We start from the raw sequence: 15469 nt of genomic DNA, 5'->3' as shown, positions 1-15469 counted from the left end.
GGTGTGTGGGGAGGGGCGAGCATGGCTCAGCAGGGGGAAGAGACGACTGCGGAAGCGCGGTTCCCGTGGCTGTGGCTGATACCAGGGGTGCTGGTGCTGGCCGTGCTCACCGTGTGGGGTGTCGTGGTCTACCCGGATCTGCCCGCGAGGGTGCCGCAGCACCTCGGCAGCGACGGCGTCGACGCGTACGCGGACAAGTCGGTCGGCAGCGCTTTCGTCCCCGTGTTCGTGCAGCTCGGCGTGCTCGTGGTGATGTCCGCGACGACGCTGCTGACCTTGCGCATCACACCGGAGTCCGCGTTGCCGCCGCACAGGCGCACCGTCGGCCTCGTCAACCGGCCGAAGACGGCCGAAGGCGCCCGGCAGGTCGCCAGGGCCCAGCTCTTCCTCGCTTTCTGCGTGGGGCTGGGGATGTTGGCGACGTGCCGGGTGATGTGGAGCACCACTCCGCAGCAGGACGCCGAGGGCTCTGCCACCTCGACACTCGTTCTCACGCTGCTGCCCATCGCCCTCGGCACCCTGGCCGTGGTGGTGACGGCGCTGAGGGACCGGGGGCGAGGGGCGCGGGGCAGCGGCGGCGAGCGGTCTAGCGGCGTCGGCTGAGCGTCTGCAACTGCTGGCTGGTGGAGATCAGCTCCCTGGCCTCCTCCTCGTTGCTGACCATGGGCTGCGAGCCGTGCAGCGGCACACCGGCGCTCTCCGGCATGAAGCGGACGGCGAGCAGCCCGATCAGTCCGCTCACGATCAGGTAGATGCCGGGGATCAGGTTGTTGTGCGTGGCGCTGACCAGGCTCTCGGTGAACAGCGGTGTCGTTCCGCCGAAGGCGGCGACGGAGAAGTTGAACCCGATGCCCATGGCGGCGTAGCGCACGCTCGTGGGGAAGAGCGCGGGCAGCGTGGCGGCCGAGGGGGCCGCGAACCCGGCGAGCAGTGTCGCCAGGATCAGCACGCCGAGGGCGGGCAGCAGCCAGCCGTCCGAGCGGATCAGCAGGAAGGCGGGGACGGCCAGCACGATCTGGCCGATCGCCGCCCACCGGTAGACGGGGCGGCGGCCGACGCGGTCGCTCAGCCGTCCGACGAAGGTGATCAGCACCACCACCCACACCATGCCGACCAGCACGAGCACGTCGGAGGTCGTCCCGGAGCGCCCCAGCACTTCTGTCTGGTAGGTCGGCAGGTAGCCGGTGACCATGTAGTTGGTCACGTTGTAGAGCAGCACCAGACCGACACAGATCAGCAGCGGCTCCCAGTGCCTGCGCAGGATGGTGCGGAACTCGTGCCGGTTGGTCTCCTGGGCTGCGACCTTCTGGTCGTGTTCGTCCAGCTGCTGCTGGAAGGCGGGGGCCTCCTCCAGCTTGAGCCGCATGTACAGGCCGATCAGACCCAGCGGCCCCGCGATCAGGAACGGGATGCGCCAGCCCCAGGAGAGCATCTGCGCGTCGCTGAGGGCGAAGTTGAGCCCGGTGACGAGGACGGAGCCGAGCGCGTAGCCGATGAACGTCCCGAAGTCGAGGAAGCTGCCGAGGAAGCCGCGCCGGCGGTCGGGCGAGAACTCGGCGATGAAGGTGGTCGCGCCGCCGTACTCGCCGCCCGTCGAGAAGCCCTGCAGCATGCGGGCGACCAGCAGCAGGATCGGCGCGGCGATCCCGATGGTGGCGTAGCTGGGGATGAAACCGATCAGGAAGGTGCCGAACGCCATCAGGATCATGGTCGCGGCAAGGACCTTCTGGCGGCCCAGCTTGTCGCCGAGCGGCCCGAAGAAGAGCCCTCCGAGCGGGCGGACGACGAAGGCGGCGGCGAAGGTGGCGAACGAGGCGAGCAGCTGCGCCGAGTCGGAGGCCCCCGGGTAGAAGACCTTGCCGATCGTGGCGGCCAGGTAGCTGTAGACGCCGAAGTCGAACCACTCCATGCAGTTGCCGAGCGCGGAGGCCGTCACCGCCCGCTTGAGCATCGGCTCCTCGACGACCTGCACGTCGTCCTTGGTGAAGGGTCGGCCCTTACGGCGCAGTCTGCGCACCAGCTCGTCGCGCACCTGGCGGGGCAGCTCGGCGACCGCGTGCGGTACCTGCCGAGCCGTCGCCGCTTTGCCCCCCGGTTCTCGCTTGGGGCTCTCTGTCACGTCGGCATTCACACCCTTTGTTCCGTATGGCCGAATAGGCGGGATCTGCTCGATCGTACGGAAAGGCCGTAGCGGATCACGGAACCGGGTTGCCGGACTCGCCGCATACACACACGCGACCCCCGCACTCGGGCGGGGGCGCGCGGTCACGTGTGCGCGCCGGCCCCGTCGTCAGGGGGCCGAAGCGGACGGCGGCGAGCCGCTCAGCAGACGCCGTCGCCGGGCTTCGGGTTGGCGAGTGAGACGTACGGGCGCAGCCGCAGCCCGACCCAGGTGCCGACCAGCGCGGCGGCACCCCAGAGCCAACCGTGCAGGCTACCCGATGCGATCCCGGCGAGGTACGCGCCGATGTTGCAGCCGCCCGCCATGCGCGCGCCGACGCCCATCAGGACGCCGCCGAGCACCGCCGCCCCGGCCGTGCGCCAGGCGACGCCCCTGTGCCATGTCCACACGCCGCCCGCGGCGGCGGCCACGGCGGCACCGATCATGATGCCGATGTCGGTGAGGCTGGTCTTGTCGGCGAGCACCGGCCCAGCCAGAGCCTCGGCGTTCCCGGGCTGCTGCCAGTACGCCCAGGTTTCGGGCGAGCCGCCGAGCGCCCCCACGATCTTGGCGCCCCACAGGGCGAACGCACTGGTCACACCCCACGCGCCACCGGAGACGAGCAGCACGGCGGCCCCCAGGAAAGCGAGCACCAGCGCACCGGCGGCCAGCGGCCAGGAGCCGCGCACGGCGCGGGCCAGTGTGCCGCGCGCGGACGGCGGCACGCCCACGGGCGGCGGGTTGCGCCGGGCCTGCACCCGGCGCGAGACCAGCACCACGAGGGCCAGCAGCACCAGCGTCACCGCGAGGGAGCCCGCCCAGCCGAGGTGGTCGGAGAAGAGCACCGGATCGACGGCGGGCAGGTCGCTCCACAGCCCGTACTGCCAGGCGGCGAGCGTCGAGCCGACGACGAAGCCGCCGAGCGTCAGCACGATGGTGCTCTGCCCCGAGCCGACGGCGAAGAGGGTGCCGGAGGCGCAGGCACCACCGAGCTGCATGCCGACGGCGAAGAGGAAGGCGCCCAGCAGCAGCCCCACGCCGATCGGCCCGGCGCTGGGGGCCGGCGCGGCCCCGAACAGGCCTGTGCCGGTGCCGATGATCAGGGCGAACAGGGTGGCGGTCGTGCCGAGCAGGAGGGCGTGGGCCCGCAGGCCCGTGCCGTTGCCGACGGCGATCAGCTGCCGCCAGGCGGAGGTGAAGCCGAAGCGGGAGTGGAACAGGCCGACGCCGAGGCCGAGGCCGAGCAGCAGCAGGACACCCGGCTTGGTGCCGTGCGCGGCCCACACGTAGCCGGTCAGCCCCAGGCCGAGCACCAGGGCGATGACGAGCGGCAGCCGCCGCACAGCGGGCGCGGCGGGCGCCTCCGGCGCGGGCAGCCGGGTCGGCGCGGGCGTGAGCAGCGCCGTCGCCCGGGCGGAGGGAGCGGAGGGGGGAGCGGTTGTCACAAGCGTCTCCGTGCGCGTACGGGGAGGAGGAGCGAGGGCGGGGACGGGAGAGGGACGGCTGCGCCGACGCGGTCTCGTTCCCGTGCGTCCACCTCGCACGTCTCGCGTGATGAGACGCGACCTGGACCCGCGCGGGTACGGAGGGCTGCGCGTGCGCCGTCAGCGACGGGGGCGGCGACAGAGCGCGTCGTCCACGCTCCACGCGGTGGCCGCGAAGAGCGTGAGTGCGAGCGCCAACAGGCACGCTGGTCCGAACATGAGTGCAACAGTAAGGGAAGTCGCCGCCCGCACAGCAGTCGGTCTCGCGGAGCGAGACACCTGGTGAGACGAACAGGGGCGACATCCCGAAAGGTATTGCCCCCGAAGGGCATTGCCCCCGAAGGCCGGCGCCCCGAAGGGGCGCGGGGAACTGCGCGGCCGGCCGCCAAGCACCGGCACACGGCAGGGAAGCCCCCCTCCCCGACCACGGCGGGACGCCGCGCCCCTCCCCCGGCGCGGGCGCGCCGCAACGCCGGGGCGCGTCACCGGGGAGCCGACGCACCCCCCGTGAGGGGACCTCAGCGGGAGCGGGCCTTGAAGGCGGCCTTCCGGGCCGCCTTGGCGGCGTGCTTGTCGGGGTGCACCCTGCCCATCGTCTCCAGCACGTCCCCGGTCGCCGGGTGCTCGACCCGCCACGCCTTGTCGAAGAAGCCGGCGTGCTGGTCCACCAGGTCGCGGACGAGGTCGCGGAGCTCCTCCGGCTCGCCCGCGGTGGCGACCTGCGCCGCGATGGTGTCGACGGTCAGCCAGAAGACCATGTCCTCGTCGGGCTGGGGCACATCCGCCGCTCCCCGCTCGGCGAGCCACACCCGGGCCAGCCCGCCCAGCTCACGGTCGTCCAGCACCTCGCGGAGGGCGGGCTCGGCCTCCGGCCCGGCCAGGGAGAGTGCCTGCTGGCAGGTGAGGCGGCGCACGGGTGCGGACTCGTCGGTACCGCGGGCGGCGGCGAGGAGTTCGCGGGCCGCGCCCAGCGTCCCCTCCTCGGCCCGCGCCGCGAACCATCCCTCGATCTCGCTGCGCGCGTTGTCCTCGGTGTAGACGGGCAGGGTGGCCAGCAGCCGGTCGGCCCCGGCGTCCGCGAGGTCGCCGACGGCGGGCACCTCCATACCGGCCTCCCGCATGCGGGCCCGCACACCGTGCAGCCCCAGCGGGGTCAGCCGCACCATCCCGTAGCGGGAGACGTCCTCGTCGTCGAGCTCGCCGCCCAACTCCTCGGCCGCCGCGGCCTCTTCGCCCTCTGCGGCCTCCTGAGTGAGCGCTTCGTCGACCGGGCGGTACTCGACCAGACCCGTCGGTTCCAGCATGCGGAACTGCTCGTCGAGCCGCATCATCGCCGTGGAGACCGCTTCGAGCACCTCGTCGGTGGGCTCGTCCATGTCCTCGGGGACGATCATGGAGGCGGCCAGTACGGGGAGCGGCACCATCGAGCCGGCGGCGACGGCGGGTTCGGTGGCCGTGAGCAGGTAGAGGTTGCCGAGCGCGCTGTCGAGGGCCTCGCCCTCCTCCTCCGGGTCCCAGTCCAGGGCATCGAGATCGATGGCGTCGGTGTCGATCTCGCCGTCCGCTCCGACCGCGCCCTCGATACCGCCGAGCAGCTCCTCGAAACTGGGCGTCGCGGCGTCGGCGAGCACGGTCTCCAGGCCGCCCAGCCACAGCTCCAGGATGTCGGCGGGCGCCGGCATGGCCTCGTCGGGATCGCCGGTCAGGCCGCCGAGTTCGGCCTCGGGCGTGGCCCGGCCCACGGGTTCGTCGCTGCTCGGCTGCCCGTCGTCGGCCGCCGGGTCCTCCCCGCCCTCCTGGTCCTCCTCGATGACGAGCAGTCCGGTGTCCACGGCGAAGTTCCAGGCGTCGGCCGCCAGTGCGGGTGCCTCCTCCTCGCCGCCGAGCCCCAGGTGCGCGGCGGCCTCCTTCAGCTGCTCGGAGAGGAGTTCGCCGCCGGCTCCCACCGGGACCCCCGCTCCCTCGGGCCCGCCGCGGCGCGCCCAGCGGGTGAGTTCCACGGCACGGGCGAGCAGCGGTGCGGCCAGTGCGTCCCGTGCCAGTTCGGCATCGGAGGGCAGCCGTACGGGCGGCAGGGTGGGACGGTCGTCACCGGTCATGTGCGGGTTCATCTCCTACGAGTCCTACGGTTGCCGGACGGTGCGAGGACCAGCGTAGACGGGTTCTGTCCGCCGGTGCCCGAATCGTGCACCGGGCACGCAACAGCGGGGTGGCGTGACCGCTCGCGGGCCCGTCACGACCTTGACAACTGCCGTTCTCCCGCCATGCTTTACGCGCGTTGACAATGCCGCGCGAGAAGTCCGATCCGCTGTCGTCCCCCACCACACCTGTACGTCCGCACCGCTCTCGTACGTCCTGTCCCGTACGCCCCCCCACGCACCCGGAGGCCCTCCGTGCCGTTCCGTACCACCCCCGGATCCACGTCCCGCACCCCCGCCACCGCGGGCCGAACGTCCGACTCCGACTCCGGCTCCGGCTCCGGCTCCGGCCAGGCCTCCTCGCGGGCCTCCTCGCGGTCGGCCAGGAGCGCGACGCTGACCGTCGCCGCCGTCTGCGCCACGCTGCTCGCGCTGCCCGCGCTTCCGGCCTCGGCGGCCGTTCCGGGCGCCGAGGCCGCCCACGCGCCCCGCATCCACGACATCCAGGGCTCCACCAGACGCTCCCCGATGGCAGGGCAGCGGGTCGCCGGGGTGTTCGGAATCGTCACCGGCGTGCGCGACTTCGGGTCGGCGCGCGGCTTTTGGATGCAGGACCCGCACCCGGACCGGAACCCGGCAACCAGCGAGGGTCTCTTCGTCCACACCGGCGAGGAGAGCCCCGGCGTCTCGGTCGGCGACAGCCTGCGGGTGGCGGGCCGGGTCGGCGAGTACTACCCGGGCGGCGAGGAGGCGGGCGGCCAGTCGGTCACCGAACTGACGGACGCCACCTGGAAGGCGGCGGACGAGCGGGGGCGCCGGGGCAGCGGCGCGCTGCCGGACGCCTTCGCGCTCACCCCGCGCTCGGTGCCCGAGAGGTACGCGCCCGACGCCGGCGGGGGCAGCATCGAGAACCTCCGCCTGCGGCCCGGCCGGTACGCGCTGGACCGTTACGAGGCGCTGGAGGGCATGCGTGTCGCCGTCCGCGACGCGCGAGTCACCGGGCCCACCTCCCGCTACCACGACCTGTGGGTGACCACCGACCGGCGCCAGAACCCGACACCGCGGGGCGGCACCCTCTACGGCGGTTACGGCGACCAGAACGGCGCCCGTGTGAAGGTCTCCTCCCTCCTGCCGCTTCGGGAGCACCCCTTCCCCCAGGCGAACGTCGGCGACGAGCTGCGCGGCACCACCGAAGGCCCGCTCGACTACGACCAGTTCGGCGGCTACACCCTGCGCGCCACCACGCTCGGCTCCCACCGCGACCACCATCTGGAGCGCGAGCGCACGCGCGAGCAGCGCGCCGACGAGCTGGCGGTGGCCACCTACAACGTGGAGAACCTCTCCCCCGCGTCGGAGCCCGCCAAGTTCCGGCGTCTGGCCGACGGGCTGGTCACCAACCTCTCCTCGCCCGACATCGTGACCGTCGAGGAGGTGCAGGACGACACGGGCCCGAAGGACGACGGCACGGTCGGCGCCGACCGGACCCTGGCGATGCTCACGGAGGCCATCGAGAAGGCGGGCGGGCCCTCCTACGAGTGGCGTCAGATAGACCCGGTCGACCAGGCGGACGGGGGCCAGCCCGGCGGCAACATACGCGTCGCCTTCCTCTACAACCCCGAGCGGGTCTCCTTCACCGACCGCCCCGGCGGGGACGCGACGACACCCGTGCGGGTGGTCGGCGAGGACGGCGAGCCGGCGCTGTCCGCCTCACCAGGGCGCATCGCGCCGCAGGACCCGGCCTGGAAGGCCAGCCGCAAGCCGCTGGCGGGCGAGTTCCGCTTCCGTGGCCGCACGGTGTTCGTGGTCGCCAACCACTTCAGTTCCAAGGGCGGCGGCGATCTGGAGGGCGACCAGCCGATGGAGGGCAGGTTCCAGCCACCGGCCCGGCACTCGGAGCCGCAGCGCGTCGAACAGGGCAGGCTGCTGAACGCGTTCGTGCGGGACATCCGAGCACGCGACCGCGACGCCGTCGTCGTCGCGGGCGGCGACTTCAACGACTTCCCCTTCTCCCCCACGCTGGAGGCCCTGCGCTCAGGCCACGCCCTCACCAGCCCCATGGAGCGGTTGCCCGAGGACGAGCGCTACGGCTACGTCTTCAACGGCAACTCCCAGACGCTGGACCACCTGCTCACCAGCCCCGGCGCCGGCCGTCCCGAGTACGACATCGTCCACATCAACGCCGAGTTCGCCGATCAGACCAGCGACCACGATCCGTCGGTGGTCCGCATCCGACGCCGCTGATCCCGCTGCGGTCGCCTCAGCGCGGCGGCTGCTGGGGGCGTGGGCCGGGCTGGGCGTACGGGCCGGGCTGGGCGTACGGGCCAGGCTGAGCGTACGGGCCAGGCTGGGCCTGTGGCGGCTGCTGGACGTGCGGCGCGGCGGGCGGGGGCGCTGCCTGGGCACCCGGGTGCCTGTGGCCGTTTCCGGGTGCCCCCGCGGCCGTGCCCGTCAGGTCCCGTACCAGCAGCGTCGCGCCGGCGACGGCACCCGGCATCAGCGGGACGGCCAGCAGCGGCACCAGGAAGGCGAGGGTGAGGGGGACGCCGAAACCGAGGGCGAGCGCCTTGCGGCCCCGCAGCATGCGCAACCGCTCCCGCACGGGGATGCCCCGGCGCTGCATCGCCACCGAGGTGAGCTCCAGGGCGAGAAAGAACCCCGAGACGCAGAAGCCGAGCACCGGGACGACGGTCTGGCCGATCACCGGGATGAAGCCGAGTGCGAAGAGCGGGACGGTGAACACGAGAGTGCGGGAGAGCACGAAGAGACTGTCGGTGAGCGAGGTCCACAGCTCGCGCCACAGCGGCTGCTCGACGGCGCCCTCCGGCACCCCGCCCTCGCTCTCCTCGACCTTCTCCGACAGCTTCTCGTAGAAGGGGTCACCGATCAGCAGGGCGACGGCGGCGAACGTCACCACGGCCAGCATGAGCACCGCGAGCCACAGCATGACGGCGAAGACGCCGCGCGTCAGCATCCGCCCCACCGAGCCCCAGTCGTCGGCGAAGGGCGTGGCCCAGGCGGCGAGGTCGTCGGCGTAGAAGCCGAGAGCGGTGAGCACGGCCGCGTACAGCACGAGGGTGATGAGCGCGGGCAGCAGCCCGAACCCGAACCACCGCCCGCGGGTGAGCACCCACCGCTGTCCCTGCCCCAGATACCGCAGCCCGGCCCCAAGATCACGCATGCCCGCAAGCCTACGGCCTACGGGCATGCGCGCCAGGAGTCTGTGACCCAGCCTTCGCGATCGCTGCTCAGTTGTGACTGTGGAGCGCCTCGTTGAGGCCGCCCCACGAACCGCTGCGCTGGAGCGCCTCGACGGTGCCGGTGACGGAGTTGCGGCGGAAGAGCAGGTTGTTGGCGCCGGACAGCTCCAGCGCCTTGACGACCTTGCCGTCCGGCAGCGTGACCCGGGTGCCCGCGGTGACGTAGAGGCCCGCCTCGATGACGCAGTCGTCGCCCAGCGCGATGCCGAGCCCGGCCTCGGCGCCGATCAGGCAGCGCGCGCCGACGGAGACGATCTGCTTGCCGCCGCCGGAGAGGGTGCCCATGATCGAGGCGCCGCCCCCCAGGTCGGTGCCGTCCCCGAGGACGACGCCCGCGCTGATGCGGCCCTCCACCATGGAGGTGCCCAGGGTGCCCGCGTTGAAGTTGCAGAAGCCCTCGTGCATGACGGTGGTGCCCTCGGCCAGGTGCGCGCCGAGCCGGACGCGGTCGGCGTCGCCGATGCGCACACCCTTGGGGACGACGTAGTCGGTCATGCGCGGGAACTTGTCCACGCTGGTGACGGCCAGGTGGGTGCCGGAGGCGCGGGCGGCGAGCCGTACCTGCTCGACCCGCTCCACCGGGACGGGGCCGATGTTCGTCCAGGCGACGTTGGCCAGGTGGGCGAACTGTCCCTCCAGGCTGAGGCCGTGCGGCCGCACCAGGCGGTGGCTGAGCAGGTGCAGCCGCAGGTAGACGTCGTGGGCGTCCAGCGGCTTCGCCTCCAGTGAGGAGATGACCGTACGGACGGCCACGATCTCGACGCCGCGGCGGGGGTCCTCGCCGAGGGCCTGGGGCGCGCTCTCGCCGAGGAGCTCGGCGGCGCGTTCGGCGCTCAGCCGTTCGCTGCCCGCGGGCCCTGGTTCGGCGACGAGCTCGGGGCGCGGGAACCAGGTGTCCAGGACGGTCCCGTCGGCGGCCACCGTGGCGAGACCGGCGGCGACGGCCCCGGTGGTGCTGGGATTGGGTGCTTCGGTCATGTCTCGAACGCTATCCGGAGTGCGCACGGGATGACGAACCGGTCTGCGGGAAGGTCACCGGCCGCCGCCCGGATCGCCGAGCACCCGGGCGAGCGCTCCGCGGACCTCCTCCCGGTCGAAGGGCCGGTCGGTGAGCAGGAACTGGAGCAACAGCCCGTCGATGAGCGCGACCAGGGCGCGGGCCGTCGCCAGGTCGGCGGTGTGCCGGGAGAGCACCCGCACCATGTCGTCCAGCCACGCGGCGGCCACCGGCTGGAGCAGCGGGCGGCGCAGCGCCGCCAGGTAGAGCTCGTACTCCAGCCGGATGCGACCGCGCCCGCCGGAGGCGTACTCCTCCAGCACCCGTGTGAGTCCGTCCGCCACAGGGACGCCCTCGGTCAGCTCGTCGCTCCAGGACTCGATGGCGGTCTGCGGCTCGCTGTTGACCTGCTCCAGAGCGGCGAGCAGCAGGTCGTCGAGGCTCGCGAAGTGGTAGGTGGTCGAGCCGAGCGGCACGTCGGCCTCCGCGGCGACCGTGCGGTGACTGAGCGCCGCCATCCCCTTCAGCTCCACGAGGCGGATGGCGGCGTCGATGATGCGCTGCCTGCGCTCGGGGTCGTACCGCCGCGCCATCAATGCGTCCCACCCAGGTTCAGGACGACCACTCCGCAGATCACCAGCAGCAGGCCGAGGATCTTCGCGGCGGTGACGGACTCGCCGATGAAGACCATGCCGATCAGGGCGATGACCGCCGTACCCGCGCCCGACCAGATGGCGTACGCCGTCCCCACGGACATCGTCTTGAGCGTGTGCGACAGCAGCACGAACGCCACCACGTATCCGGCGGCGGTGATCAGGGACGGCACCAGCTTGCTGAAGCCGTCGCTGTACTTCATCGCCGTCGTCCCCAGCACCTCGGCGAGGATCGCTCCCGCGAGCGTCACATAGACCATGCGTACGAGCGTACACAACGATGCGTACGGGCGTACGTACGGCGTGAGGGCCGTGCCCAGGATCTCCTGGGCACGGCCCTTTCGAACGGTTCTCCGCGACGCGCGTGCTCAGACGTTGAAGCCCAGCGCCCGCAGCTGCTCGCGGCCGTCGTCGGTGATCTTGTCCGGGCCCCACGGGGGCATCCACACCCAGTTGATCTTGAGCTCGTTGACGATGCCCTCGGTGGCGGACTGCGCCTGGTCCTCGATGACGTCGGTCAGCGGACACGCCGCCGAGGTGAGCGTCATGTCGATGGTGGCGCTGTTCGCGTCATCGACGTGGATCCCGTAGATCAAGCCGAGGTTGACGACGTCGATGCCCAGCTCAGGGTCGACGACGTCCATGAGCGCCTCGCGAACCTCTTCCTCGCTCGCGGGCTTGGTGGTCATCTCGGTCATGCCGTCTTCTCCTTGGCCGAGTCGGCTTCGGTCGTGCCCAGCGCCTGCGCCGTCGCGTCCTTCCAAGCCATCCAGCTCAGCAGCGCGCACTTCACCCGCGCCGGGTACTTCGAGACCCCGGCGAACGCCACGGCGTCCTCCAGCAGGTCCTCCATGTGCTCGTCCGGCTCCAGCTGGCCCCTGGACTGCATCAGCTCCAGAAACTTCTCCTGGATGCTGCGGGCCTCGGACAGCTCCTTGCCGACCAGCAGCTCGTTGAGTACCGAGGCGCTGGCCTGGCTGATGGAGCAGCCCTGGCCGTCGTACGACACGTCCTCGATCCTGTCGCCGTCGTACCGCACCCGCAAGGTGATCTCGTCGCCGCACGTCGGGTTGACGTGGTGCACCTCGGCGTCGCCGTCGCGCAGCCCACGCCCGTGCGGGTTCTTGTAGTGGTCCAGGATCACTTCCTGGTACATCGAGTCCAGCTTCACCGACAGCCCCTAAGCGAAGAAGTTCCGTACGTGCTCCAGGCCGTCCGCCAGGGCGTCCACCTCGGCGGGCGTGGAGTACAGATAGAACGACGCTCGCGTCGTCGCGGGAATTCCGTACCGCAGGCAGACCGGGCGGGCGCAGTGGTGCCCGACCCGGACGGCGATGCCCTGTTCGTCCAGCACCTGGCCCACGTCGTGCGGGTGGATGTCACCGAGCGTGAAGGAGATCGTCGCACCGCGGTCCTCGGCCGTGGCGGGGCCGATGATCCGCAGATCCGGAATCTCCGTGAGCCGGCGCACCGCGTACTGGGTCAGCGCCTGCTCGTGCTGGTGGATGCGGTCCATCCCGATGGCCGACAGGTAGTCCACCGCCGCGCCCAGCCCGACCGCCTGGGCGACCGGCGGGGTGCCCGCCTCGAACTTGTGCGGCGCCGGAGCGTACGTCGACGAGTGCATCGTGACGGTCTCGATCATCTCCCCGCCGCCCAGGAAGGGCGGCAGGTCGTTGAGCAGCTCCTGGCGGCCCCACAGCACGCCGATGCCGGTCGGGCCGCACATCTTGTGCCCGGTGAAGGCCACGAAGTCGGCCTGCAGCGCCTGCACGTCCAACACCATGTGCGGCGCCGCCTGCGAGGCGTCCACCACCACCAGAGCGCCCACCTCCTGCGCCCGCCGCACGATGTCCTCGACGGGGTTGAAGGTGCCCATGATGTTGGAGACGAGCGTGAGCGCGACGACCTTGGTGCGCTCCGTGATCAGCTCCTCGACCCCGGCCAGGTCGAGACGGCCCTCGTCGGTGAGCCCGAACCACTTCAGCTTCGCGCCCGTACGCTGCGACAGCAGCTGCCACGGGACGATGTTGGAGTGGTGCTCCATCTCCGTGATGACGATCTCGGTGTCCCGCTCCACGCGGTAGGGCTCGTCGGCCCAGCCGAGCATGTTCGCCACCAGGTTCAGCGACTCCGAGGCGTTCTTGGTGAAGACCACCTCATCGCGGCTGGGCGCGTTGATGAACGCGGCGACCTTGTCGCGCGCGCCCTCGTACAGCGCCGTCGCCTCTTCCGCGAGCACGTGCACGCCGCGGTGGACGTTGGCGTTGTGCTTCTCGTAGTAGTCGGCCAGCGCGTCGAGCACCTGGGTCGGCTTCTGCGAGGTCGCGGCGTTGTCCAGGTAGACGAGCCTCTGCCCGTCGTGCACCTGGCGGTCCAGGACGGGGAAGTCCTTACGGATGGCCTCGGTGTCCAGCAGGCCCGGGAGCTGTGTCACGCAGTGGCACCACCCTTCACGTACTGCTCGTAGCCCTCTTCCTCCAGCTTGTCGGCCAGCTCGGGACCGCCGGACTCGGCGATCCGGCCCTTGGCGAACACGTGCACGTGGTCGGGCTTGATGTAGCGGAGGATGCGCGTGTAGTGCGTGATCAGCAGGGTGCCGACCTCGCCGGACTCGCGGACGCGGTTGACGCCCTCGGAGACGACGCGCAGCGCGTCCACGTCGAGCCCGGAGTCGGTCTCGTCCAGGATCGCGATCTTCGGCTTCAGCAGCTCCAGCTGAAGGATCTCGTGGCGCTTCTTCTCACCGCCGGAGAAGCCCTCGTTCACGTTGCGCTCGGCGAACTTCGGGTCGATGGAGAGCCGCTCCATGGCCTCCTTGACCTCCTTGACCCACGTCCGCAGCTTGGGAGCCTCACCGCGGATGGCGGTGGCGGAGGTGCGCAGGAAGTTGGAGACGGAGACGCCGGGGACCTCCACCGGGTACTGCATGGCGAGGAAGACACCCGCGCGGGCGCGCTCGTCGACGGACATCTCCAGGACGTCCTCGCCGTCGAGCTTCACGGAGCCGCCGGTGATCGTGTACTTCGGGTGACCGGCCAGCGAGTAGGCCAGGGTGGACTTGCCGGAGCCGTTGGGGCCCATGATCGCGTGCGTCTCACCCTGCTTCACGGTCAGGTCGACGCCGCGCAGGATCTCGTTCGGGCCGCCTTCGGTCTCGACGGAGACGTGCAGGTCGTTGATCTCAAGCGTTGCCATGGGGGCTTCAGGACTCCTGTGTGACGGAGACGAGCACTGCCGCATCGGGGCCGTCTCCTTCGATCTTTACGGGGTACACGGGGACGGGACGGGTGGCGGGCAGACCGGAGGGCTTGCCGGTCCGCAGATCGAAGCGCGAGCCGTGCAGCCAGCACTCGATCATGCAGTCCTCCACGTCGCCCTCGGACAGCGACACGTTCGCATGCGTGCAGATGTCGTTGACGGCGAACACCTCGCCCTCGGTGCGGACGACGGAGACCGGGACACCGCCCAGCTCCACCCGCAGCGGGGTGTCCTCCTCCAGCTCGCCGAGCGAGGCGACGCGTGCGAAGCCTTCCTCGCTCATGAGACGGACGCCTCCAGCTCGGCCTCGATCTTGGCGAGCAGCCGCTCCTCCACGTCCGGGAGGCCGACCTGCTGCACGAGCTCGGCGAAGAAGCCGCGCACCACCAGGCGGCGGGCCTCCTGCTCGGAGATGCCCCGCGCCATCAGGTAGAACAGCTGCTCGTCCTCGAAACGGCCGGTCGCCGAGGCGTGTCCGGCCCCCACGATCTCGCCGGTCTCGATCTCCAGGTTCGGCACCGAGTCGACGCGCGAGCCGTCGGTCAGCACCAGGTTCCGGTTCAGCTCGTAGGTGTCGGTGCCGAGGGCGTCCGCCTGGATGAGCACGTCACCGATCCACACCGCGTGCGCGTCGTCGCCCTGGAGCGCGCCCTTGTAGGCGACGTTGCTGCGGCAGTTCGGCGTGTCGTGGTCGACCAGCAGGCGGTGCTCCTGGTGCTGGCCCGCGTCGGTGAAGTACAGCCCGTACAGCTCGGCCTCACCGCCGGGGCCCGCGTAGTTCACGCGCGGGTTGAGCCGCACCACGTCGCCACCGAAGGTGACCACGACGGACTTGAACGTCGCGTCCCGGCCGACCAGCGCGTTGTGCTGCGAGCAGTGCACGGCGGTGTCGTCCCAGTCCTGCACCGAGACCACGGTCACCTTCGCGCCGTCGCCGAGGACGAACTCGACGTTGGCCGAGCGCACCGCGTCACCGGTGTGGTCGATGACGATGACGGCCTCGGCGAAGGCGCCCACGTCGAAGACCGTGTGCCCGTAGGACACGCCGCCCTCGCCGTGCAGGCTCACCCGCACAGGCTCGGTCAGCACCGCGTCCTTGGGCACCGAGATGACGGAGGCCTTCTCGAAGGAGGAGAACGCCTGGGCCGCCACCCGGTCCACCGGCTTGCCGGCCCGGCCGACGCGCTTGTCGTCACGCCCGACGGCCTCGACGGTGACGCCGTCGGGCGCCGACACGTCGACCTTGATGCCGCCTGACGCCTGCGCCGTGCCGTCGTGCAGGCCCTTGAGCCGGTCCAGCGGAGTGAAGCGCCACTCCTCCTCGCGACCGTGCGGCACCGGGAAGTCCGCCACGTCGAAGGACGGCGGGGCGCTCATCCTCGTGGCGGTGGTGGACTCTGCGGCCACCGCGATGGCTCCGGAGGTGTTCGAACCGCCCGGAATAGTCTGGGCCTCAGCCATGGCTGTCGTGTTGCTCGCTTTCTTGGGTCAAGAACGGTGCTGTCTGAAGGCGGGGGC

15 protein-coding genes are annotated in these 15469 nt (G+C 71.4%); 2 read left to right on the top strand and 13 right to left on the bottom strand.

The genetic code is table 11. The features are described from left to right. Nucleotides 1-603, top strand: a 603-nt coding sequence (locus AB8Z75_RS09220; protein ID WP_369200931.1) for a DUF1648 domain-containing protein, incomplete at its 5' end; no start/stop codon positions are given. Here the strand turns inward: AB8Z75_RS09220 and AB8Z75_RS09215 are convergent. The 3 genes from AB8Z75_RS09215 to AB8Z75_RS09205 all read right to left on the bottom strand — a co-directional run bounded on the left by AB8Z75_RS09215 (nucleotide 587) and on the right by AB8Z75_RS09205 (nucleotide 5744). Next, nucleotides 587-2119 carry an MFS transporter gene (locus AB8Z75_RS09215; protein WP_369200930.1) on the bottom strand — a complete coding sequence of 511 codons (1533 nt, stop codon included), beginning with the start codon at nucleotides 2117-2119 and terminating at the stop codon, nucleotides 587-589. The two genes, AB8Z75_RS09220 and AB8Z75_RS09215, sit on opposite strands and share 17 nt — an antisense overlap. A 203-nt stretch (nucleotides 2120-2322) precedes the next feature. Beyond that, nucleotides 2323-3606 (bottom strand): YeeE/YedE family protein, encoded by a 1284-nt coding sequence (locus AB8Z75_RS09210; RefSeq protein ID WP_369200929.1) that lies wholly within the window; start codon nucleotides 3604-3606, stop codon nucleotides 2323-2325. Nucleotides 3607-4163: 557 nt separating this feature from the next. After that, complete coding sequence (locus tag AB8Z75_RS09205) at nucleotides 4164-5744, bottom strand: hypothetical protein (RefSeq protein WP_369200928.1); 1581 nt, start codon at nucleotides 5742-5744, stop codon at nucleotides 4164-4166. Nucleotides 5745-6215: 471 nt separating this feature from the next. Between AB8Z75_RS09205 and AB8Z75_RS09200 the strand changes: the two genes are divergently transcribed. Further along, entirely contained in the window at nucleotides 6216-8024 is a 1809-nt protein-coding gene (locus AB8Z75_RS09200; protein ID WP_369200932.1) for an endonuclease/exonuclease/phosphatase family protein, read from the top strand. A 16-nt stretch (nucleotides 8025-8040) separates the two neighbouring features. Here AB8Z75_RS09200 and AB8Z75_RS09195 read toward each other — a convergent pair whose 3' ends face one another. From AB8Z75_RS09195 to sufD, 10 genes are all read right to left on the bottom strand, one after another. Next, a complete protein-coding gene (locus tag AB8Z75_RS09195; protein WP_369200927.1) occupies nucleotides 8041-8961 on the bottom strand; it encodes an EI24 domain-containing protein in 921 nt (306 codons plus the stop codon). Between the two features lie 67 nt (nucleotides 8962-9028). After that, nucleotides 9029-10018 carry a 2,3,4,5-tetrahydropyridine-2,6-dicarboxylate N-succinyltransferase gene (gene dapD, locus AB8Z75_RS09190; protein ID WP_369200926.1) on the bottom strand — a complete coding sequence of 330 codons (990 nt, stop codon included), beginning with the start codon at nucleotides 10016-10018 and terminating at the stop codon, nucleotides 9029-9031. 54 nt (nucleotides 10019-10072) lie between these two features. Continuing rightward, nucleotides 10073-10630: a TetR/AcrR family transcriptional regulator gene (locus AB8Z75_RS09185; RefSeq protein ID WP_369200925.1), complete on the bottom strand. Its 558-nt coding sequence runs from the start codon at nucleotides 10628-10630 to the stop codon at nucleotides 10073-10075. Further along, entirely contained in the window at nucleotides 10630-10950 is a 321-nt protein-coding gene (locus AB8Z75_RS09180) for a multidrug efflux SMR transporter (RefSeq protein ID WP_369200924.1), read from the bottom strand. Before AB8Z75_RS09180 ends, AB8Z75_RS09185 begins: the two co-directional genes overlap by 1 nt. 108 nt (nucleotides 10951-11058) lie before the next feature. Further along, nucleotides 11059-11388 (bottom strand): metal-sulfur cluster assembly factor, encoded by a 330-nt coding sequence (locus AB8Z75_RS09175; RefSeq protein ID WP_027736579.1) that lies wholly within the window; start codon nucleotides 11386-11388, stop codon nucleotides 11059-11061. Then, the gene (gene sufU / locus AB8Z75_RS09170) at nucleotides 11385-11861 is read right to left on the bottom strand and encodes a Fe-S cluster assembly sulfur transfer protein SufU (RefSeq protein ID WP_369200923.1); all 477 of its coding nucleotides are present in this window, start codon (nucleotides 11859-11861) and stop codon (nucleotides 11385-11387) included. The genes AB8Z75_RS09175 and sufU overlap by 4 nt, the downstream gene beginning before the upstream one ends. A 9-nt stretch (nucleotides 11862-11870) precedes the next feature. Further along, nucleotides 11871-13127, bottom strand: a complete 1257-nt coding sequence (locus tag AB8Z75_RS09165; RefSeq protein WP_369200922.1) for a cysteine desulfurase — start codon at nucleotides 13125-13127, stop codon at nucleotides 11871-11873. Then, a complete protein-coding gene (sufC, locus tag AB8Z75_RS09160; RefSeq protein WP_369200921.1) occupies nucleotides 13124-13888 on the bottom strand; it encodes a Fe-S cluster assembly ATPase SufC in 765 nt (254 codons plus the stop codon). The genes AB8Z75_RS09165 and sufC overlap by 4 nt, the downstream gene beginning before the upstream one ends. Nucleotides 13889-13895: 7 nt before the next feature. Beyond that, complete coding sequence (locus tag AB8Z75_RS09155) at nucleotides 13896-14234, bottom strand: non-heme iron oxygenase ferredoxin subunit (protein ID WP_369200920.1); 339 nt, start codon at nucleotides 14232-14234, stop codon at nucleotides 13896-13898. After that, nucleotides 14231-15412, bottom strand: coding sequence for a Fe-S cluster assembly protein SufD (gene sufD / locus AB8Z75_RS09150; protein WP_369200919.1), 1182 nt, complete (start codon nucleotides 15410-15412; stop codon nucleotides 14231-14233). Before sufD ends, AB8Z75_RS09155 begins: the two co-directional genes overlap by 4 nt. Between the last annotated feature and the right edge of the window lie 57 nt (nucleotides 15413-15469).

The sequence above is a fragment of the Streptomyces sp. PU-14G genome, from assembly GCF_041028275.1.
In the GTDB taxonomy this organism is placed as follows: Bacteria; Actinomycetota; Actinomycetes; order Streptomycetales; family Streptomycetaceae; genus Streptomyces.
Note: the sequence above shows the minus strand (reverse complement) of the source record. Positions and strands in the feature narration are given on the sequence as shown.

What these genes read in the sequence shown, in the direction of transcription:
- AB8Z75_RS09205 (WP_369200928.1), bottom strand. Translation starts at nt 5,744, where the DNA reads ATGACCGGTGACGACCGTCCCACCCTGCCGCCCGTACGGCTGCCCTCC.
- AB8Z75_RS09195 (WP_369200927.1), bottom strand. Translation starts at nt 8,961, where the DNA reads ATGCGTGATCTTGGGGCCGGGCTGCGGTATCTGGGGCAGGGACAGCGG.
- dapD (WP_369200926.1), bottom strand. Translation starts at nt 10,018, where the DNA reads ATGACCGAAGCACCCAATCCCAGCACCACCGGGGCCGTCGCCGCCGGT.
- AB8Z75_RS09185 (WP_369200925.1), bottom strand. Translation starts at nt 10,630, where the DNA reads ATGGCGCGGCGGTACGACCCCGAGCGCAGGCAGCGCATCATCGACGCC.
- AB8Z75_RS09180 (WP_369200924.1), bottom strand. Translation starts at nt 10,950, where the DNA reads ATGGTCTATGTGACGCTCGCGGGAGCGATCCTCGCCGAGGTGCTGGGG.
- AB8Z75_RS09175 (WP_027736579.1), bottom strand. Translation starts at nt 11,388, where the DNA reads ATGACCGAGATGACCACCAAGCCCGCGAGCGAGGAAGAGGTTCGCGAG.
- sufC (WP_369200921.1), bottom strand. Translation starts at nt 13,888, where the DNA reads ATGGCAACGCTTGAGATCAACGACCTGCACGTCTCCGTCGAGACCGAA.
- AB8Z75_RS09155 (WP_369200920.1), bottom strand. Translation starts at nt 14,234, where the DNA reads ATGAGCGAGGAAGGCTTCGCACGCGTCGCCTCGCTCGGCGAGCTGGAG.
- sufD (WP_369200919.1), bottom strand. Translation starts at nt 15,412, where the DNA reads ATGGCTGAGGCCCAGACTATTCCGGGCGGTTCGAACACCTCCGGAGCC.